Below are 21,169 nucleotides of genomic sequence, written 5' to 3' on the forward strand. Positions count from 1 at the left end.
AAGAGAAGATATTGATAAAAATAGCAATCATAAAAACCAAATCCCCAACATTTATCAAGCAATTATTTTTATTAGTAAATATTCTACACGACTCAGTCCAGATAAGCAAGATGGCTTACCACTACTACCGAATCACTACCCAAAGCCTGAAACGACCGGCTACTGACTCCTACCCCCACGAAAAACTTTTTCAGCAAACCCTAATTACACATATCTAACCACTGATATTAAATGTTTTGAGAATCTTTTATTAATAAAAAAACTGGGAGTAACAGAGAATAGTACAAGTCATAGGGTTTCTCGGCACTTAAGGTATATTTGCTGATAAACTCCTTTAGTGGCAAGAATCTATAGGCAATCCACATTTGTGAAAAACGATAGAATACAAAATTAATCGAGCAAAAGATGATTTTTTAATCTTGTCTTATCTAGATGTTAAAGAAAGTCCTATAGCATTGTTTTCGGGTCTATTATTTTAAGTGCTTTTCGCATTAGAAATTTTTCAGACCCTATCACCGCAGGTTGTAGAAAAAAAGTCGGTATTCGATGAATACCACTCTATATTTGGTGGAATCAGAAATTATTCGTCTGTTTCTACCTGTATTTTTTTACACACGGGACTTTTGCTCGATACTCCCCATCGTCACAGATAGACGAAATAAACGGAGCGAGTGTAATTTATCCAGATACAAAGGACAAGAAAGCGATGATTACTTTTGACGACCAAGACACATACGATGATCCTTACGATACTTACAACGACCAGAACATAGCCGAGACAACCTTTTACGATCAGGACACAGCCGAGACAACCTTTTCGGAAATTCGCATCCGCGACATTCAAGGAACTGGATTAGTATCGGAAAAAGCAAGGACGCTGGTGAGCGGTGTAGTCGGAATCCTTACGGCGTTCAATACGAGAAGAGACAACACACAATCCAGTCCCACCTTTGGCCAACTGATAATAGATGGCTTTTACCTACAAGACCCCGATCCAGACAACGATCCGCGAACTTCGGAAGGCATCTTCGTCTTTACGGGATCGCAAAGATTCGAAGAACTTAATCACGAATTTGATTTCAAGGTCGGCGACTCGGTTCTAGTCAGTGGACAGGTGCAGGAAAATCGACCGAATGTTACTATAAACGGCGAAAGAGTACCCGACTCGACTGTTCTCAGTACCACACAAATTGCTGCCAATCTCTCTCGAAACATAATCGACGTGTTAAGTTCGGGCAATCCCTTACCCGACCCCATTCTCATCGGATCGGGAGGTCGCGTACCCCCCAACCAAATCATCGCGGGAGCGAACTTTTCCCCTGACACCTTCGACATTCCCTTAGATTTAAATACTGGGATCGGCTTCTATGAAAGCTTGGAAGGAATGCTGGTAACGGTACAGGATACCATGGCAGTCAGTCCAACGATTATCCGACCTACTAGCTCGGATTCAATATGGACGGTGGCGAATCAAGGGGCCGACGCTACCGGCATCAACAGTCGCGGTGGTATTGGCATCGCTCCAGATGATTTCAACCCCGAACGGATTCAAATCAGCGCCACAGACCTGCCACGAGTTGATGTGGGCGATCTCTTAGGGAATCTGACGGGGGTAGTTGATTACGCGTTCGGTGACTACCGGGTCTTAGTAACCGAACCGGTTCAAGCTACTCCTGGCGGATTGCAGCGGGAAGTGACGAATCTAATAGGCACGGCAGATAAGCTAACGATCGCCAGTTATAACGTGGAAAATCTCAATCCCACTGAATCGAACCCAGGTGGCCTCGAGAGATTCGGCGTACTCGCCAATCAAATCGTCAATAACCTGAGAGCTCCCGATATTATCGGACTTCAGGAAATTCAAGACAACAACGGCCCGATCAACGACGGTACGGTAGCGGCGGATTTAACCTATCAAGCTTTAATCGACGCGATCACGGCCGCAGGCGGTCCTACCTACCAGTTCCTGAATATCGATCCCGTCGATGGTCGAGATGGGGGTGCGCCAGGTACTAATATTCGAGTTGGCTATCTCTATAACCCTGATCGTGTTAGCTTTGTAGAAGGTTCCCTCCGACGGATCACCGACCCCATCGCCACGCCCGATAATGATGGTGCTTTTACCAACAGTCGCAAGCCTCTAGTCGCCACCTTTACGTTTAACGGACAGGAAGTGACGGTAATTAACAATCACTTGACCTCCAGACGCGGTGGCAATGGTTTATTTGGCAATGTTCAACCCCCCAATATTGGAAGCGCGGAAGTACGAGCCAATCAAGCTACGGTTATCAATAGCGAAGTCAACGCGATTCTGGCGGACGATCCCAATGCTAACGTGGTGGTTTTAGGGGATCTTAACGGCTTTGATTTTGAAGAGTTCCAGCAAATTCTCAGTGGTGGGGTGCTAACCAATCTTTCTCAAACCCTGGATGTCAGAGATCGCGCCACCTTCAACTTCCAAGGTAACTCCCAAGCCTTAGACCATATTTTGATAACCAATAATCTCGCCAGTAAGGCCGAGTACGATATCGTTCATGTCAACGTTGATTTTCTCGATCAGCCCGCTGATCATGAACCCATCCTTGCAACTCTCAACTTGCCGTTTACCCTACAAATTCTACAAGCCTCCGATCAAGAAGCGGGTATTCCGGCTTTTCAAGATATTCTGGGCTTCTCGGCGGTAATGAATGCCTTGGATAACAAGTACACCAATACGCTGAAATTAACTACGGGAGATGTTTACATTTCCAGTCCCTTCTTTAATGCCAGCCGCGATATTTATGATAACGCCACAACGGGTAATCCACAGGCCGATCAAGGGGGCATCGCCGACATCCTGATTAACAATGAATTAGGCTGGGATGTGGCCTCGGTGGGCAACCATGAATTTAGCGGTGGTGCTGGTTCTTTCCTCAACCTAGTTGCCCCGAATCCTAATTGGGTTAACGGACAGAATGGCGGTGTCGGTATCGGACTTGGAGGCTATCCTGGAGCGGCATTCCCCTATTTAGCCAATAACCTCGATTACAGTCGGGCTACCCTTCCCAACGGTTTAGCCGTGGTCGCTAACGGGGGAGCGCCTTTACCCAATACCCTAACTGGAAGCGTGGTTAAGGACTTTAACGGCGAAAAAGTGGGAATTATCGGCATTGTTACCCCCTATCTCAAATCGATCGCCGATACGGGAGCGATCGAGGTAACGACCCGAGATAGCAACGGCAACGTGATTACCGGAACGACTTCCGTGGATGTGCAAGTGGACTCCATCATCCGCAACATCACCCCCGAAGTCCAAGCTTTAAGCAATGCGGGTATCAATAAGATTATTTTGATGACTCACCTGCAAGAATCCCGCATCGAAATCGCTTTGGCCGAGGAAATGGCAGCCCTCGGGTTAGGGGTTGATCTACTTTTTGGGGGTGGTTCTCACCAACAGATGTCTTCCAGTACCGGAGTTCCCCCCCTACGGGAAGATGAAACCCAACAAAATAACGGACAGTTATTGCAACCCTTTCCCCAAGTGTACGGGGGTGGAGATAACCGGGTTATTTACGTCAATTCAGCCGCAAATTATCGCTACTTGAATCAATTGGTCGTCACTTTTGATGATCGAGGTGTAATCACCACGATTGGAGATGATAGCGGTCCTTATGCCACTGATATTGCGGGAGTCGATCGCCTCTACGATGAATCGATTACTACCTTTGATCAAGTAAGAGCCAAAGCCGATCCGGATATAGTCGAAATTGTCGATGGGGTGCGAGGCTTCGTTGACATCCTAGACGGTACTATTTTCGGTCAAACCGATGTTTTTCTCAACGGGGTTCGGGGCGATGTGCGTACCCAAGAAACCAACTTGGGTAACTTGACCGCAGACGCTCAAGACTTCTACGCCGAAGCCTATTTGAATGAGCATAACCTACTACCTGGCTTTAACCGGATCGATATTTCCTTCACCAATGGCGGCTCGATCCGCGATCAGATCGGACGGTTCGCGATCGGAGACTCGGGAATCATTCCCCTGCCCCCGCAAGCGAATCCCGATGTGGGCAAAGAGGAAGGGGATATCTCACAACTCGATATTTCTAATTCCTTACGCTTTGACGGCGATATCGTTGTCGGTACAGTGAACGCCACCGGATTTCTCCAACTGGCCGAACACATGATTTCTTCAGTGGAAACGGGGAACGGTCGTTTTGGTCAAATTGGTGGCTTTAACTTTAGTTATGACCCCAACGCTCCAACCAGTCAACGGATTCGCAGTCTTGCCTTAGCAGATGCAACGGGCAATAGTGTCCAAACCATTGTGAAAAATGGGGAATTAGTAGTCGCTTCCAACACCGTTTTTAGTGTTGTCACGCAAGGTTTCCTGGCAAATGGCGGTGATAGTTATCCCACGGTGATCCAGAATATCCAACGCTTAACCGATTTTGACGAACCCGATTCTCTGGGGAACGCCAATCTCCGACCCGGACGGATACAGGATGCCTTTGCCGAGTATCTTTCGGCTTTTTACAACAACGAGAAGGGACAACAGCCCTTTAACCAGGCCGACACTCCCCAATCAGAAGATCAACGGATTCAAAGCCTCGGTTTCCGTCAAGATACGGTTCTCAATGGTATTACACCTTTGCCGACAACCATTAATGGAACCACAGGTGATGATATTTTTGACGCAGCTGCGCGTGATGGCAAACAATTTATCGGCAATAATCAAATTCTCAATACGGGAAGTGGGAATGACACTGTAAACGTTCGCTTTGCTGTCGGTGGTAATAACATCCGTACCGCTTCGGGCAATGACATTGTTTACGCAGGAACCAATAACCGTATCGATACGGGTGTCGGGAATGATCTACTTTTCTTGGGGTCTGCCGGTGGTAATAATATCGTCACTGGGGGTAGCGGCCAGGATCTATTCTGGATTACAGAAAATGATGCGCTCTTACCGGCAAATACCAACATTATCGCTGATTACAGAGCAAATCAAGGGGATCTGATTGGTTTCTTCTCTACTAGCTTAAGTTTTGGTTCTCGCGGCACGAATTGGGATTATCGTCAAGCGGGTGCAAATACCATTATTGAAGCTTTTGGACGAGATGTGGCGATTCTCAATGGAATTAATGCTTCTACCTTGACTCAAGCTAATTTCACCTTTGGTTAGGCTCTCTAACTAACTAAATTGAAGGGCGCGACTGATCAAACGCGCACCTTTCAACCCTAATATTTTCAGCACATCTTATTGGATGAGGACAAAATGATGAATTCCTGGCAACGCAACGCAGTGATTACTTCTGGGGTAGTTCTAAGTCTTGCAGTTCAGCAAGTCAATCCCGCTCAAGCAGCTATCGTAAGTTACAATCTAGCTGGAACTATCCAAAATGGTTCATTGACAGGGCAAACTTTTTCGGGTACTTTTAGCTATGATAATTCGCCCTCAACCGGTTCAGGCTTTGAAAGTCTAGATGCGTCTCAAGTAAATTTGAACTTTTTTGGCTCAACTTTTACTGCTGTTGATGATGATTCTTTTCCTGATAGTCCTAAGGTGGAATTTTTAGATGGTATCCTTCTAGGGTTGAATTTTTCAACGTCTAGTTTTACTCCAGAATTCTCTCTAATTCCCGCTTTTGGTAGTACTGAGGCTACTTTTTCCTATATTGGAACTAATGATAGCGGTTCAGGCCCCGTTCAATATGTCCTGATTCCTGAACCTTCAACTGTTCTAGGAATTATTGCTTTAGGTATCGGCGGTTTTTTGGTCGGTAGAAAACGATAGTATCATTAAAACTCGTGTTTTACTAATTTAAGCCACCTCCAGTAAGGGCAAATCAAGGATTTGCTAGGGGTTTTGAATTGAGTTATGTGGGAGCATCCCACTTAGGCGATAAGTATTGGTACTTGTCGCCTATCAAGTAGGGTGAAAAATCAAAATATAGCACTTTTCACGTTACTGAGGTATCGACAAGTTTTGCCAACAAAGGGCTTAAGCCCCTTGCCCATACCTCATTCTGATGAAAACTGCTATAATACTAAATCCGTTGAGTATAGGCTACATATCAGGATAGGCAAGAAGCAAGAGGCAAGAGGAGCAATAGATAATCAGTCTTTAATAAACAGATTTAGTATCAGTTATCAGTAACCGCTCTAATCTCTAGTTAGTCTCAAAATATCTTCTCTAATTATAGGGATTACTAAATAATAATATGGAAAAGAAACAGACAAATCCGATGGGCAAAGTTTTCACACCTTTAACAATAATTAATCGTGCCGATGAATCAGCAGCTGCTAGAGGTTTTATCTCTCCTTCAGAAATTCGCTCTGTTACTTTACCAAAAGTTTTAGTTGATACGGGAGCAACAACCCTCTGTTTACCTGCTAATATTATTGACAGACTGGGGCTAGATTTACCTGAAATGTCGGTTTGAAGGCTCTTTTGTTTCACCTCGGAGATGAAAAACCGACCAATATAAAACAGCACTTCGACAGGCTCAGTGACACGAAGCACAACTAATATTTGGGGGAATCCTGATTCTCGACATATTTTTTAAGTTGGTCTATTGTGACACCACCACAACTAGCCACAAAATACGCCCCCGTCCATAATACTCGCTTGTCTTGACCATATATCTTTTTCAAATGGTCAGGGTAGTTGTCCCACATAAGTTTGCAAGAGGTTGACTTTAAGTTGGCTATTAATCCACTTAACAGTTTATGAGGCGGGTAAGTTAGAAGAATGTGAACATGGTCTGACTCTCCGTTTAACTCAACTATCGACCCATTCCATTTCTCAGCTATGTTTTGAAAAGCTACCCTCAAAAATTCCAGATGCGCCTTCACAGAACACCTTTCTGCGATATTTGGTAACAAGGACTATGTGAACGGTGAGGTTAAAGGTAGCCCTACGAGTCTTAAAATAATCAGCTTTCATGCCCTTGACACGACACTTTGTACAGTGGATTGCTATAATCATAGCATAACATATTGAAAGGTCGAATCGATGCGAGTTATAGAGTTTAAGTTAAAAACCAATTCACACCAAGAAATAGCCATTCAAGAGGCGATAAGAGTGGGACAGTTCATCAGGAATAAATGTTTAAGATTTTGGATGGACTCTACCAAAGAAGATAAGGTTAACTATGCTACTTTGTGTAGGCTAACTACCGAATTATCTAATAATCCTGAGTTCTCTTTTGTTGGTAAACTCAACTCTATGGCTCGTCAGGCAAGTGCCCAAAGAGCTTGGTTTTCTATATCCCGTTTCTATGACAATTGTCAAAAGCGCACCGCCTGCGCCGAATCGAATTCGGCGAGCGGACGGAGCAAGAAGGGTTTGGCGAAAAAAGGCTATCCCAAATTTAAAAAGTTCTCAAGGTCTGTAGAATACAAATCTTCTGGTTGGAAACTGACAGAAGACAAGAAGTTTATCCACATCACGGATAAAACAGGGATAGGAAAATTAAAGCTAATCGGCACTTTTAACCGTCAACTCTTAGACAAATCCACAATCAAGAGAGTCAGGCTTATTAGACGAGCAGATGGCTTTTATTGTCAATTTGTCTTAGACATTGAGAGAAAAGAACCGCTTGACTCTACAGGAAAAGAAGTAGGGATTGATTTAGGCTTAAACCATTTCTTGACTAACTCTAATGGGGATAAAATTGATAACCCACGGTTTCTTCGTAAGTCTGAAAAAAGACTAAAAAAGGCTCAACGTCAACTCTCAAAAAAGAAAAAGGGAAGCCAAAAAAGGTTAAAGCAGAAATCTAAAGTAGCCCGCCTTCATTTAAAAGTTTCTAGACAACGTAAAGATTTTGCCGTTAAGACAGCAAAAGCGTTAATCCAATCTAACGATTTGGTAGTCTATGAAGACTTGAAGATTTCCAATATGGTGAAAAATCCTAAGCTTGCTAAATCTATTTCAGATGCAAGTTGGTCAATGTTCACCGATTGGCTAGGCTACTTTGGAAAAATACACGGGAAGTTTGTGGTAGCGGTAAATCCACGATATACTAGCCAACAATGCTCTAGTTGTGGCAATATTGTCAAGAAAACATTATCTGTAAGAACCCATGTTTGTTCTTGTGGTTGTGTCTTGGACAGGGATGAAAACGCCGCTATAAAGATTCTCCATAAAGCAAATACTGTCGGGCGGACAGGAATTCAAGCCCTCGGACAGACTACCCACTGTCTATTAGGTGAAAGCCTAATAAATAAGGTAACTGGATGAACAGGGAATCCCTCGCATGAGTGCGATGGGAGCGTCAATTAAAGAAGTCGATGTTAGTACCGCAACTGTACCGCAACTGGATTGAGCAAAGCGAGAGTCTTTCAGGATGCTAAAATATTGCTTTGTGGTCGCGAGGGAACTTTTGAATGTTTAGAATTACCCGGTGGTCGCGATCCTTTAATTGGAGTAATCCCCCTAGAAGCACTGGGTTTAGAATTAGACCTACAAAACCAAACTTTGAAAGTTCTACCCTCCGAATCTCTAGATACTTATCTAACAATTCTCTAAAAATTGATAACCTTCATGGATCGATCACCCTTGTTTTCTCAATTTAAGTAGGGAGACACAATTATTTGTAGGATGGGTTAGCAGTAGCGTAACATGAGCGGGCGTTGGGTTTCATGCTGCAACCCAACCTACACTACACTATACTCGTTGTCAAACAGCCAAGTTATGGTTCACAATTAGGCTATTTTATGGGTAAATTCACAAAGTGTCACAACCGCTAGTGAAACTTGACCAATCTTTTTCTAGCATAAAAAAGAGGGTTCTACCGAACCTGTTATGTAAAAATAACAGGTTTTTCGGTTTGTCTTATGTGATGGACGGGGTTATAAGGAATGAAACCCTTATAGAGACAGACATTGCCGCAATTTTTGTCAATTGTTTGCGATATGGAGCGAACTAATCAATTAAATCTCTTGCCAGATAAGGATTTAGTCGATTTATGCCCCCCTATCGAACCATACCAAGTCCCGACGAGCCAAATAACACTTTGAGATGAGAGAACGGGGAACAGGGGGGATTGATGTCATTAGCTGATAAAAACCATGTTTTTGACTCAGCTTTGCTAAGGTTCAAGCACTAAAAAAAACCAGACTATTCTCTGCTTATTGTCCATAACGTCACCTTTTCCTTCAATAATCATTTCTTAGTTGTTGCCAAAATCTCAACCCTTTTCCCTGTTCCCCGTTCCCCGTTTCCTTTTTCAATCATCAGTTTAGCATACTAAGTTCGGTAGAGCCAGAAAGAGAAATAAAAAAGAGGTGATTGAGATGTTTTTAAGCTATCTAGGATTTATCGGGTTTTGTGTGATTTTTGGAGCCTTAGTCTTACTAGCTTTTGGGGTTTTACGATGGTTGCACATCCCGTCAGGAAATTTAATCGATTGGTTGATTGGGATCGCCAGTTTTTGGTGGTTGTTAGTGATTGTGACTGTTCCTTGGAACATTTATTTTGATGCCCAGGAAGTCATCGCAGAAGCAGCAATTTCTCAAGAAAAAAATATTACCGTAGATCGGAAACAAGTTGATTATGTTAAGACAGTAGCGCGTTGGTCAATTCGGCTCGCAATCGCCTTACATTTGCTGTCAGGAATTGGACTTTATACCTTAGCAGCAACGGGAATTAGTGCAGTAGGATATGTGAGTTCTGGTGCAACTTTATTATTGACAGCTTTACGTCCGGCGATTCGGGCTTATCAATATTTAGCCGTGCGTTTGTCAATGATTCGACAACAGATTAAGTATCCCAGAGAGGATGTAGTAGAGTTGCGTAATCGCGTCTCTATTTTAGAGGATAATCTGGCAATAATCAGGGAAAAACTGGATACCGAAGCAAATATACAGCAAGAAGAAGTCCAAATAAATCGCCAAGAATTAGCCCGTCTGAAAGCCTTACTAGAAAAATTGGAGGCTAAAAATCAGGTTGAACATGAAACCTTATCTCAGGAAGCACAAAATGCGATTGCACAACTGACAGAAGACAGTCAATTTCTCAATCATGTACGAGAGATTATTCGCTTTTTCAAGACAGCTTAGATGAGATTAATTTCTTAAGAGATGTAACCAAGGCTGAAACCCTTACTGTTCCCTATTCCCTTGTCTCCCCAGTTAACTTTACCTTTATCTGATTACTTATGTCCTTTCAAGAGAATCGAATCATCTCAATAGAAATCGTCAATTCTAGCTCGCCAGCCGAACTTTTACTAGCTCTCAAGCAATGGCTAGAATTAGATTTGATTGCCGACAAAAGACTAGAATTAGCAATAAATGCGAGAGAAAATCAAGAAACCCTCGCTCTGACAATAACCACCAGCGTCCCTATATCTAACTTTTTAGAAGGTTTGGGGCAATGGCAGGAGCGAGGCTGGCTGACTGCTTCTCAAATCCGGGTTGTTATAAGAGTGAGAGCTTCCCATCCCCCTCTACTACAAGGTTTAGAACAATGGCTCCAATTAGGATTACTTGAGGAATCTCAAGTCAAGCAACTGTGTCGGGAAAACCTCTCCTGTGTCATGCCTATACTGACAACTGCCCCTACCAGAGAGCCGCTGCCAGACCCCATCTCCTCCCAGCCGCCTCCCCCACCCGCGCTACCTTCTCGACGGCCAGAAGCTCCCCGTAGAATCCCGCCACAGCCGCCAACATCTCCTCGACGGCAGGAAACTCCCAGCCAGTTTGGACAAATGTTACAGTCTTTGATGGCAGAATTGAGCGTCCTCTGGCTGCTGCTGTTGGGAGTCTTCATGGTGGTCATCTCCTCTGGTGTCCTCGCCGCCAACTTTTGGGAAAAATTCTCAAGCGCCGGACAGTATGGGGTTTTGTGGCTTTATACTTTAGCTTTTTGGGGAGCCAGTTTTTGGAGTAGCCAACAGCCGCGCCTGCGCCTGACCAGTCAAGCTTTGCGCCTGGTTACTCTGTTGCTAGTGCCGATGAATTTTCTGGCCATGGATAGCTTGGGCTTGTGGCGCAACCCTCTAGACTGGTTGATTGTGGTAGTGGCTGCCCTTTCCCTTACCGCCGTAACAGTTCAACTATTCCGGGGGAGGTACGGGGAAACTCGCCCGGCAGGATTTTCTCAAAGTCTGCCGAATCACTTGGGATTGAGCTATCTGCATTGGGGATGGGCAATTGGAGGTTTTCCCTTGCTGGCAACTTACTTGGGCATGGTGGGAACAACTTTGATCTCCCTTTCCCGTGTTCCTGAAGGAGCCGGACAAGAAGCAGCATCAAGGAGAGAAAGATTAGCCCCTTTTAGCTTAAATGAGGCAATTGTCGTCTATGGGCTAGTTATCCTGCTGGTGCGGGCAATTTTTATCGCTCAAGTAGAGATTAGCCAATTGGGGCTGGCTGTGGGGATTTGCGGCTGGTTAGCCAGTTGGCAGACCAGACAATCTGTTTCCTTGTGGCAGCGTATCGGCGGTAGCTTGCTGCTGCTAGGTTGGTTACTGTCGGTGGGTGAAACACCCTGGCAGGCCCTAGTAGTGAGTGGTTTATCACTCCTGTTTTTTGCGCGACGCATCGGTTACTCCTGGCGGAAGTTCGACTTGGCAGCAGCCTTGCTGATTGGGTTGCAGGGGTTGTGGCTGGCTTGGCGCTTACTTCCAGACACTTTCAGGCAAGGGGCAATCGCCTTGGGGACTGGTTTAACTGGCGCTGAAGCTACCCCTTGGGCGTTACTAAGCTTAGTTCTCTTTCCTTACCTAGTCTTGATCCTGTTCCTGACAGATTGGTTCTCCCAATTGGGCAAGCGGGAATTAGCCTCTTTTACCGGCTCGATAGCCTTGTTCTGGGGAACAACCTTGACCTTTTGCTCCTTAGTCAATCCTGCCTTGAGGACGCTCAACTTGGCAGCTTCAACCCTGGCGTTAGTAATTTTCAGCCAACGGCAAGTCAAACTAGCTTCCCTTCAAGAGATTTCCCGCCGTTTTCTCTCCCTGGCCTATCTCACTCACCTAGCTGGCTTGCTCACCCTAATTTTGGCGATTGACTGGGGATGGCCAAGGCTGAGTTGGGCAGTTTGGGGCGTGATTTTAATCATGCTGGCGGTGCTGGAATTGGCATTCAGCCTGAAACAGCCCTTTCCTCCTACTTCCTTGCTCCATCTCCTACACCACACAACTTGGAATCTGGGACTAATCTTGGCTGGGCTATCCTATAGCTTGTTTGTCCTCAATCAGGGGACAGTTTTCGCCCAGTTGACCTCTGTGTTGGAGCGCCCGCTTATGGGGCTAGAGTGGGGCTTAGTCTGGGGTTTGGCTCCCCTGGCCCTGACTGGGGTGGGAACTTGGCATCTGGCTCGGCGGGAAGTTGCCAGTTGGTTGAGTATGGGAGCTTTAGCCCTGTGGCAGTGGCTTATCTTAACAGCCCTACTCCTGCAAGGGTTGGCACCAGGAATTGCCTCAATTAGCTTAGGGATAGCTACAGGATTGATGTTCGTCAATAGCCGTAACTTAGAGCAGGTAGCAGCAGCAGCGATTACCGTAGGTTTTGGCTTGAGTTGGCTGGCACTGTGTTTGTGGGATGGCAGTTTTGGTTGGGCATTGCGGCAAGAAGCAAGCTGGCTGTTGGCAGGGGTAATTACTGCGACAAGCTTGTGGATTCTCCGCCAATGCTTAAGGGCATTACCGAATAATTTGGCGAGAATTTATGCCCAGGTTAGCGATGGTTGGGCAACTTGCCTCTCGCTCCTGATGTTATTGGCGCTTTCTGGCAATGTCCTTAATTCTCCAGACGGTAGAGAAGCGATCGCCACTTGGTTGCTGATGGGGGCGACAGCTTATCGCAGTTGGCAACCCTCGCGCCAACCTCAGCTAGTCATTTGGTTGAGCATCTCAGTCCTGCTAGTTGCCCAAATTCCCACCTGGGTAGGGGGAGAAACCCGCCTAGTCACCTTTGCGATCGCCACTGGGTTGATGTTCTTTCAGACTCATCGCCTACAAAAATTAGCAGCGGCTGCCATCACGGTCGGCTTGTCCTTGGGCTTGAGCGTTGCCTTACTAGAGAGATTGCCTCTCTCTGGATTAGATTGGCTGTTGGCGGGGGCAATCGCCCTTATCCCCCTCTGGCCGTTGCGCTATTGGTTGAGCCAGCGTACTTCTAAACTTGCTCTCCTCTATGCCCGCGCCTGCGATGGCTGGGCAATTGCCCTCTGTAGTCTGGAGTTGTCGATTCTGGTAGCTAACACCTCGATAGTGCAGGAGCCTTTCCGCACTCTCCTCTTGTCGCTCTTGCTTATGGGAGCAACCGCCTATCGCAGTTGGCAACCTCCCCGTTTTCCCTCAGCAATCTGGTTGAGTATTGCCACCTTATCCCTAGTCCAGTTGCCCTTGCTAGGGCTGACAGGGTACAGGCTAATCGGCTTAGGAATAGCAACTGGGTTGATGCTGGTTCATGCCTATTATTTACAACAAGGGGCGGCAGTTACCCTTACCATCGGCTTCGCTCTGGCTTTGTGGGGAACTTGCCTGTGGGATGGTTGGGCGGGATGGGCTTTGCGTTCAATTGACGGCTGGTTGCTGGCAGTTGCCTTGCTCTTAGCTGTCCTCTGGATGCTGCGGAGTTGGTTCTTGCGCCGCCAGAGCCAACTTGCCGCCCTCTATACCCAGTCCCTCGATGGCTGGGCAATTGCCCTCTGTAGTCTGGAGTTAGTCGCCCTGACTCTCCATTCTCTAGCCGTTTACTGGGATTGGATGGCGGCCTCAAGCCTCTCTGTCCTAGCGGCTGCCCTGACTTTAGCGGCGATCGCCTATCGAAGCTACCTCGACCCGAGTAACTGGGGCATCTACGGGGTAGGCTGGAGCTTGGAACTGCTCACCATCGAAGTTCTCAACCTGACTAAGCAGTCTTTAATTGCCCTAGCGATCGCCAATATTCTCTTGGGATTGCTTACCCAACTGTTGGGAGATTGGTGGCACAGATCTACTCACAGACGGGAAATGCTCAATAGCTGGAATATCCTGCCCTTGCTCTATGGGGCATTAGGAGCGGCTCTGGCTTGGAGATTCTTCAGTAGTTGGACTGGCTTGAGTTCTCTAGGACTGGCGCTGATTGCCATCGGAGTTGGGCGGCGCTCCCCGGCTGGGAAGCCCTTGTTGTACCTGGGAATTGCCGGAATATCCATCTCAGCCTACGAGCTATTGTTTTATCAAATTGCCGACCTGTCCCAAGGCGATCAATTTTTGGCAATGGCAGCCCTGGCCGCCAGCTTGGTTTACGGCTATCGGTTGCTGTCTCCTTGGTTGACTGGTTACTTGCATCTGACGGGTTCAGAATTGAAGTTGGTTGCCCACCTGCACTGGGCTTTGGGCAGTTGCCTGTTACTAGGAGCTTTATTCTATCCCGTTGCAGTCAATCAACTGTTGGGATTGGCAACCGGTATCTTTTTGACTCGTTATGCTATCTGGCAAGGGCGCAACCATCCTGACCAGGCGATCGCTGAAATGTGGGTCTGCCTGGGCATTCTAGAAGGGGCTGCGATTGGTGCCTATGCTGCCAATACTATTACTCCGATGGAATTCTTCTCTCAATACCTAGTTTCTTGGTTGGGAGTAATCGCCTCTGGAGTGGCTGTTTTCACCTATCTGCTCCCTTGGCGGCTTTGGGGCTGGCCACCTCGTCCTTGGCAATTCCTCGCTCTTGTTCTTCCCGGACTCGCCCTTGGGGGCAGTTTAGACAAGCTCAATCCCCTAAGTTTGCTGGTGGTGGCTGGATTCTATGCTTGGCTGGCTTGGCTGCGGCAGCAACCCCGGTGGTGCTATCTTACCCTCTTGTTAGTGAATTGGGCGATCGCCCGTTGGCTGGCGGATTTCTCTCTGGCAACTCCCTTCGCCTACAGCAGTCTTGTCGGACTGTCTCTCCTCTGTCTTGTCTGGATAGAACCTACCTGTCAGGGGAGGCAAGGCAAATCCTTGCGCCACCTGCTCCGCCTCTTGGGAACAGGCATTATTGCTAGTGCGGCTCTCTGGTTTCATCATCAGACGGGAATCCTGCCTGGTATTCTCAGTTTAGTGGCAATTTTTGCCGGATTAGCCTTACGAATTCGCGCCTTCCTCTATCTTGGCACTTTTACTTTTGTGGCTAATGCTTTCTATCAGTTGGTAATTTTGATTTTCCTTTATCCCCTGCTTAAATGGATTATCGGATTGCTGGTGGGGGTTAGCTTGCTCTCAATTGCTGGCAATTTTGAAACTCGCCGTACTCAATTAACTAGCTTGCTGCAAAATTGGCTCAGAGACTTACAGGAGTGGGAGTAATGCTTGATCCTTTGATAATGTCCTCTATGTAGGGCTGGCTGAATAATGGTAAAACCCTTTTAAAATAAGGCTTTTGACCTGCTAAAACCCGATGTTCATGCTGCGAAAATCGGATTAAGACCTTCAAAAACCTTGCATTATCCTTCTTTGAGTACACAAACTGGTACAAAAAAAAGAGGACAACAAAGCCTGAAACGACCGACGACCGGCTACTGACGACCGACTCCTAACCCCACCAACAAACTTTTTGCCGCAAACCCTATATAGTTGCATGATCTAGCTTTTTCAGGGCGCTGAGAGCATGAAGACGGACGATTGCTTCCCCATCGGCTGCTAAAGTCAGCAAAATACTTTTATTATCCCGCTCTAATTCTCCTAAAGCGATCGCTAGAGACTGTTTAACTCCCGTATCAGCGAGGATCGCCGGACGGGAGTGATAAAAATTACTGAGAATTTCCCCTGCTTGTCGGCGTAATTTCTGGGGGGTTTGCCGGCCGAGAATAGCGATAATTTCTCGACAAATCAAGACATTTTCGCTATATAAAGCCTTTTCTAGGTAATTTAAAGCTTCCCCATCCTCGATCCAGCCCAATGCTCGCACTACAGTTAATTTTAAACTATCGGGAGTTAAGGAAGATTGCAGCAGTGGATTTAAAGCTTTAGCTGAGGTTGCTGTGCCGATACGACCGAGAGCGATCGCAGTTTCTTGACAGATCTCGAGGTGGATATCGAATAACAGCGGTTGCAGATGGTTAACTAAATCTGCTTGGGGATAACTTGGCGCTAGGTAACTACTAGCTTTAATTGCTTCCCGTCGCACCTCGATGGCCGGATCCCGTAAAGCATCGAGGATAATCGCAGTAATCTGGGGATGGTGAAAACTGCTTAAAGCTTCGATCGCCATAGCCCGAATGGTGCTAGATTGATCCTTAACTACGGTTAAAAGCGGTTCGATAATTTCCGGCCGGCGAATTTGTGATAAAGCTTGTACGGCTAAAAAACGCCTGTTCGAGTCGGACAGTAATTGTTCTAAACTGGAGATCGCAGAACTGCCGATATTAGCTAAAGCAGCCGCAGCCATTTGGCTGAGTTCCTCCTCCTCCGATCTTTGCAATAATTGACTGAGAGCGAGAATACAGGCTCGATCGTCAAATTGACTGAGAATTCTTGCCAGAAACCAGCGCATTTCCCCATCTTGTTCCTCGGATTCTAACAGGGCAATTAAAGGAGCGATCGCCGATTGACCGATTTGAGGAAATAGTTTCGCTATCTCCCATCGCTGTTGAAAATCACATTTTTGTAAAGCTTCTAGGGCTAAATCGAGGATTTCATCGTTAATAATCGATTCAACAGCATCTTTTTGGTTTAAAAGTCGCTGTATGCTGGCGTTTACTGTCTCCCAGTCCTTTTTATTCAACGCTATCTGAGCTTTTTCTAGCAGAGCTTGCATCGTGAGAAATGGCCTCGATTTTCGTGCTACCTATCCTAAGAATGTCAGACTTTCTCGCTTTTGTCCTCTCTCATTATGCAAGAAACCGATAATAAATCTCAAAATTGTGCATCGGACATCAGTATTTAGGGTTTGCGACAAAAAGTACGGGCGAAGCATTCGGATAGAAAATCTCTGGTTTCACCGATAGGTTATTGCCCGAATGCTTCGCCCCTACAGGACGCAGGCCGATGAAGACGCAAGGTTTTGAAGCACGATTCTCTCAAAATCTGGCACCTGTTTCACGAGAAAAGCCACAAAACCCTTACCTTACCTACATTTCACATTTATTCAGCAAGCCCTATTTACTCAGGGCAAGCTATCCACAGACTTCTTGCAGAAGTGGGAATATGGACAAAAGTATATTATCGAAAAAATCGGGTCTAAAACCTCACCTTAAGGCGAAAAGTTTTGGGAGCGGGGCATAAATCCCCGTTACAAAAACGGCCTCCTGCCCCCTGCCGATCGCCCCCTGCCTTCGTTAATGACTTTCCCCTAAATCATCAAAACAAAACGGCTATTATTCCCAGTGTTTGGATAATCAGAAATGATGAAAATTTTCCCCGTTTAGTTACTTGTTATGTACTTTAAGGAGATAAGGAAATGAAACTCTTAGATGTGGTTGCTTTATTAGAAGACTTACCCCAATTGGGATTATATCGCGGGCAAGTGGGAACAATTGTAGAAGTCTATGAGCCAAATGTTTTTGAAGTTGAATTTAGCGATACTTCTGGCATTGCTTATGCTATCGAAATCTTACAAGAAAATCAATTAATGTTATTACATCATTCTCCCTTAGAATCCCCAAAATTAACCGCTAAGTAGCGGTAATCTGTTGACCATCTAAATCACTCGTTAAGACTGTCTATGAGAGGGGAAAAGGGAGCTTTTTTTTAGTGTTCAGTAAACAGTAATCGGTGAACTGAAAACTCACATCTGATAACTGATCACTGATCACTGATCACTGACTTGTGAGGGCGCATCAGCGATCGCACAGTAGGGACGACTATAACAAAGGGGTGTTTCCAAGTCGTGTTGTTCCAAAAATTCCCGATTACTTAAAATCTTAGCGGTTTCTCCCTCTCCCACCACCTGACCACGACTTAACACCACCGTGCGATCGCATAATTCTAAAGCCAGATCGAGATCGTGGGTAGCGATCACTTGGGTTTGGGGTAAAGTGGCTAACAGTTGTATTAATTGCCGACGGGACCGGGGGTCCAGTTGGGCGCTAGGTTCATCAAAAACTAAGACCTGCGGTAACATGGCTAAAACCCCCGCAATGGCCACGCGTTTTTTTTCACCCCCCGATAGATTCTGACTGTTTCTCTTACCATAATGCTGGGAATCCAATCCCACCGCGTGTAAAGCATGATGACAGCGATGGTTTAAATCCTCTCCCCGAATTCCCTGATTCATCGGGCCAAAAGTCACATCCTCCCAGACAGTGGGCATAAATAGCTGATCGTCGGGGTTTTGGAAGACTAAACCGACAAAATTGCGGATATTTTCTAAATTCTCTGGTTTAACTTGGTAGGGACCGACGGTGATTTTACCCGTTTGTGGCGGGAGAATACCGTTAAAATGCAGTAATAAGGTGGATTTTCCCGATCCATTTGCCCCGACTAAAGCCACCTTTTCCGTAGCTTCAATGGCTAAATTAATACCCTTTAACGCTTCTGTACCGTCAGGATAGGTATAAACTAGGTTTTCAATAAAAATCGGGTTGTGGTGCATGAAAAACGAGACTTTTACCTGAGTAGATGTACCATTTGACCCCAGAGGATCAGAATTACTATACAAATTATAGCGAGATAATCTTTCAGCTTGCTTTGGGGAACCTGCACAGAAGGCAAGGAACCAGTGTAACCCCTCGATAACATGGCCTGATAAATGCGATCGCCCCGTTCGTAGGTACGGATAAATAAAGAGCCGATCATGTGTCCCACTAGCAACCGTTGCCATCGGGGACTACTCATTAAATTACGCGCAATTGCTGCCCTTCGCATGGAATTAAATTCAGCGATCAAAACAGCTAGATAACGGTACATAGAAGCCAAAATTGCCACCAATAAAGGGGGAGTTTTTAGGGTAACTAATGCTTGCAACAGGTCGGGAATTGCTGTCGTTAAAACCAGAATATTGACCGTACAAAGACAGAGAAAAGCTTTTATGGCCACACTGCCTAACACCAGCAATCCCTCGCTAGTTACCCGCAAAAATCCCCAAGACCAAAGAATTTCGCCGCCATCGCGAAAAAGGGTTCCCAATAAAACCACACCGATAAAGACAAATTCGATCGCTACTCTTTGTAAAAGTATAGGAATAGTCACCCGACTAATCAGAATTAAAATAATTAATCCTAATCCGTAAATTGCCCAAGTTTCCCAGCTACCATTCGGAGTTAAGGCTGTGGCAAAAACTAACAAAAGAGTCACTAAAACCCGGGTATGGGGCGCAAGTTTCTGCCAAAAACCGCAATTTTGGCGCTCATTTTCGCAAGAAAAAGTAGCAATGTGTAGCATTTATTCAGTTATCAGTTATCAGTTATCAGTTATCAGATGAACGTAGGTTGGGCTTCGGCCGTGAGCTTTTGCCGAACGGTTGAAGCATGAAACCCAACGCCCGCATGGGTTACGCTACCGCTAACCCATCCTACCAATAATTGTGCCTCCCTACTTATCAGTGATCAGTGATCAGTTATCAGTTATCAGTGATTTAGGTATTTAGGGATTTAGGGAAATTTCAGCCAAATGCCGCACTACCCCACTACCCCACTACCCCACTACCCCACTTCTCGACTCCTTACTCCTGATTTTGGGATTTTGGAATGACTAATTTACCGATACCCCAAGCGATGCCGAAAGTGGCAAGAGTTCCCAGAAAACCGGCGAGGGGAGTGGCGACACCTTCGGGAACACCTTTGAGGGCATAACCATCAAAAATTCGGGCGGAGGGTAATTGATTACCAAGGGCGTTAGGCTCTTCCTTTTGGCTAAATTGTAAGTCTTCCGCCACTCGATCGAGTCCGTCGGGATCGGGACTGGCAAAGGTAGAAAGAAAAACGGCGATAATTAGGGATAATACCAAGCCAATCAGAAAAAATTGGCTATTTCTGCGAATATTCATGGGCTAATCTTTATTAAACCTCTTGCATAATTAATTTTTGAGGGTTCAAAAACGGTAAAAATAAGGATTAAATTGCATAAAATCCTTAAATAGACCATTTAATTGATTATTATTCATTCTCCTGACTCCTGGCTCCTGACTACTAAGTGGGTGGGTGGAATTAAATATAAGATGAACGTAGGTTGGGTTGAAGCATGAAACCCAACGCCCGCTCATGTTACGCTACCGCTAACCCATCCTAAAAATAATTGTGCCTCCCTACTTAACTCCTGACTCCTGACTACTAACTCCTGACTCCTGACCCTAACAACAATTTTTGATTTTTACAAGAGGTCTATTGACGAGAAGCGTAGGAAGGGGGAACGGAAGTATTAACGGAATGGGGCGGATCGTAGAGGAGATCGGGACGAGTTCGCCAGATATAACCGACAGCGAAAACCGTAATCACCGCTTCCCCGATACCGATGAGGATATGCCAAGATAACATGGCAAAAAGGGCGACTAAAAGCGGTACAGTGCCAGATAAAGCCAATTGCAGGGCGCAAGCTAACGCCGCCACCACCACACTTGTCCAAGCAGCTACGGCAATAGCGATCGCCGTACTGCGCCAACTATTAAAACCAAGGGCTTTTCTAATCCCCAGATAGAGATAATAACCGCCAAACGTCCCGATCAAACCCATATTGACGATATTTGCCCCTAAAACCGTTAAACCGCCATCTTGAAAAAATAAAGCTTGCACGATAAAAACCACCGCCATCACCAGAGAACCCGCCCAGGGGCCGAGCAGAACCCCTGCGAGAGTCCCCCCTAACAAATGTCCGGAGGTTCCCCCCGGAATGGGAAAATTAATCATCTGGGCGGCAAAAATAAAGGCAGCACAAACTCCCATCAAAGGTACAGCCCGTTCAGCGTAGTGGCCGCGCACTTTTTTGAGAGAAAAGCCAATCAGGACAACGGCAATTATCCAAGTAAATAGACTCACTGGTGGACTCAAAAAGCCGTCGGGAATATGGAGGGCGAGATAAGGGGTAAGGAGAGGGTGAAACAAACCAACCCCCAAAAAATTAACAGACATTAAAACTCAGTCTCCTTGGCAATTTGGGTTAGAGATTTCCAGAGAATTGCGTCGCTAGGACGGAAAAGTCCTCTCTTCTAGTAGATAACTAACCGCTTTATTCTACAATGCTCTCTCTGGGGATTTAAACCCTTTAGCTTCTTAAGAATTTCTGTTATTTGGCCAGCCGTCAGGGTTTAGCTATCAGCCAAAATCTGATTATTCTCAAGC

At 45.9% G+C, this 21,169-nt stretch carries 12 protein-coding genes and 2 pseudogenes; 8 read left to right on the top strand and 6 right to left on the bottom strand.

All coding sequences use genetic code 11. From position 1 onward, the window contains the following. The first annotated feature begins 706 nt into the window (after nt 1-706). The 3 genes and pseudogenes from IM515_RS14120 to IM515_RS14130 all read left to right on the top strand — a co-directional run. Nucleotides 707-5,164 (top strand): DUF8508 domain-containing protein, encoded by a 4,458-nt coding sequence (locus tag IM515_RS14120; protein WP_287629318.1) that lies wholly within the window; start codon nt 707-709, stop codon nt 5,162-5,164. A gap of 93 nt (nt 5,165-5,257) precedes the next feature. Beyond that, nucleotides 5,258-5,776, top strand: coding sequence for a PEP-CTERM sorting domain-containing protein (locus IM515_RS14125; RefSeq protein WP_287633550.1), 519 nt, complete (start codon nt 5,258-5,260; stop codon nt 5,774-5,776). Between the two features lie 451 nt (nt 5,777-6,227). Further along, nucleotides 6,228-6,407 (top strand): annotated as a pseudogene (locus IM515_RS14130) (hypothetical protein); the annotation flags it as partial. 100 nt (nt 6,408-6,507) lie between these two features. Here IM515_RS14130 and tnpA read toward each other — a convergent pair. Beyond that, the gene (gene tnpA, locus IM515_RS25920) at nt 6,508-6,837 is read right to left on the bottom strand and encodes an IS200/IS605 family transposase (RefSeq protein ID WP_353737099.1); all 330 of its coding nucleotides are present in this window, start codon (nt 6,835-6,837) and stop codon (nt 6,508-6,510) included. A 160-nt stretch (nt 6,838-6,997) separates the two neighbouring features. Here tnpA and IM515_RS14135 point away from each other — a divergent pair, with 160 nt between their 5' ends. The 4 genes and pseudogenes from IM515_RS14135 (at nt 6,998) to IM515_RS14150 (ending at nt 15,263) form a co-directional block, all read left to right on the top strand. Continuing rightward, on the top strand, nt 6,998-8,227 hold the full coding sequence (locus IM515_RS14135; protein ID WP_287629320.1) for an RNA-guided endonuclease InsQ/TnpB family protein: 1,230 nt from the start codon (nt 6,998-7,000) through the stop codon (nt 8,225-8,227). A 69-nt stretch (nt 8,228-8,296) separates the two neighbouring features. Further along, a pseudogene (locus IM515_RS14140) lies at nt 8,297-8,515 on the top strand (aspartyl protease); the annotation flags it as partial. A gap of 767 nt (nt 8,516-9,282) precedes the next feature. Further along, nucleotides 9,283-10,047, top strand: a complete 765-nt coding sequence (locus IM515_RS14145; RefSeq protein WP_287629321.1) for a hypothetical protein — start codon at nt 9,283-9,285, stop codon at nt 10,045-10,047. A 98-nt stretch (nt 10,048-10,145) separates the two neighbouring features. Beyond that, nucleotides 10,146-15,263 carry a hypothetical protein gene (locus IM515_RS14150; protein ID WP_287629322.1) on the top strand — a complete coding sequence of 1,706 codons (5,118 nt, stop codon included), beginning with the start codon at nt 10,146-10,148 and terminating at the stop codon, nt 15,261-15,263. Between the two features lie 259 nt (nt 15,264-15,522). Here the strand turns inward: IM515_RS14150 and IM515_RS14155 are convergent, their stop codons facing one another. Then, entirely contained in the window at nt 15,523-16,713 is a 1,191-nt protein-coding gene (locus IM515_RS14155; RefSeq protein WP_287629323.1) for a HEAT repeat domain-containing protein, read from the bottom strand. A 642-nt stretch (nt 16,714-17,355) separates the two neighbouring features. On the opposite strand from IM515_RS14155, the gene IM515_RS14160 reads away from it, so the two are divergent. After that, complete coding sequence (locus tag IM515_RS14160) at nt 17,356-17,577, top strand: DUF4926 domain-containing protein (RefSeq protein ID WP_287629324.1); 222 nt, start codon at nt 17,356-17,358, stop codon at nt 17,575-17,577. Between the two features lie 129 nt (nt 17,578-17,706). On the opposite strand, the gene IM515_RS14165 is transcribed toward IM515_RS14160, so the two are convergent. From IM515_RS14165 to IM515_RS14180, 4 genes are all read right to left on the bottom strand, one after another. Next, nucleotides 17,707-18,489 carry an energy-coupling factor ABC transporter ATP-binding protein gene (locus IM515_RS14165; RefSeq protein ID WP_002769392.1) on the bottom strand — a complete coding sequence of 261 codons (783 nt, stop codon included), beginning with the start codon at nt 18,487-18,489 and terminating at the stop codon, nt 17,707-17,709. Nucleotides 18,490-18,503: 14 nt separating this feature from the next. Beyond that, a complete protein-coding gene (cbiQ, locus tag IM515_RS14170; protein WP_193959807.1) occupies nt 18,504-19,277 on the bottom strand; it encodes a cobalt ECF transporter T component CbiQ in 774 nt (257 codons plus the stop codon). Between the two features lie 280 nt (nt 19,278-19,557). Beyond that, complete coding sequence (locus tag IM515_RS14175; protein WP_287629325.1) at nt 19,558-19,881, bottom strand: PDGLE domain-containing protein; 324 nt, start codon at nt 19,879-19,881, stop codon at nt 19,558-19,560. A gap of 334 nt (nt 19,882-20,215) precedes the next feature. Beyond that, a complete protein-coding gene (locus IM515_RS14180; protein ID WP_287627364.1) occupies nt 20,216-20,959 on the bottom strand; it encodes an energy-coupling factor ABC transporter permease in 744 nt (247 codons plus the stop codon). Between the last annotated feature and the right edge of the window lie 210 nt (nt 20,960-21,169).

Source organism: Microcystis sp. M44BS1, from assembly GCF_020244875.1.
Classification (GTDB): Bacteria; Cyanobacteriota; Cyanobacteriia; order Cyanobacteriales; family Microcystaceae; genus Microcystis; species Microcystis panniformis.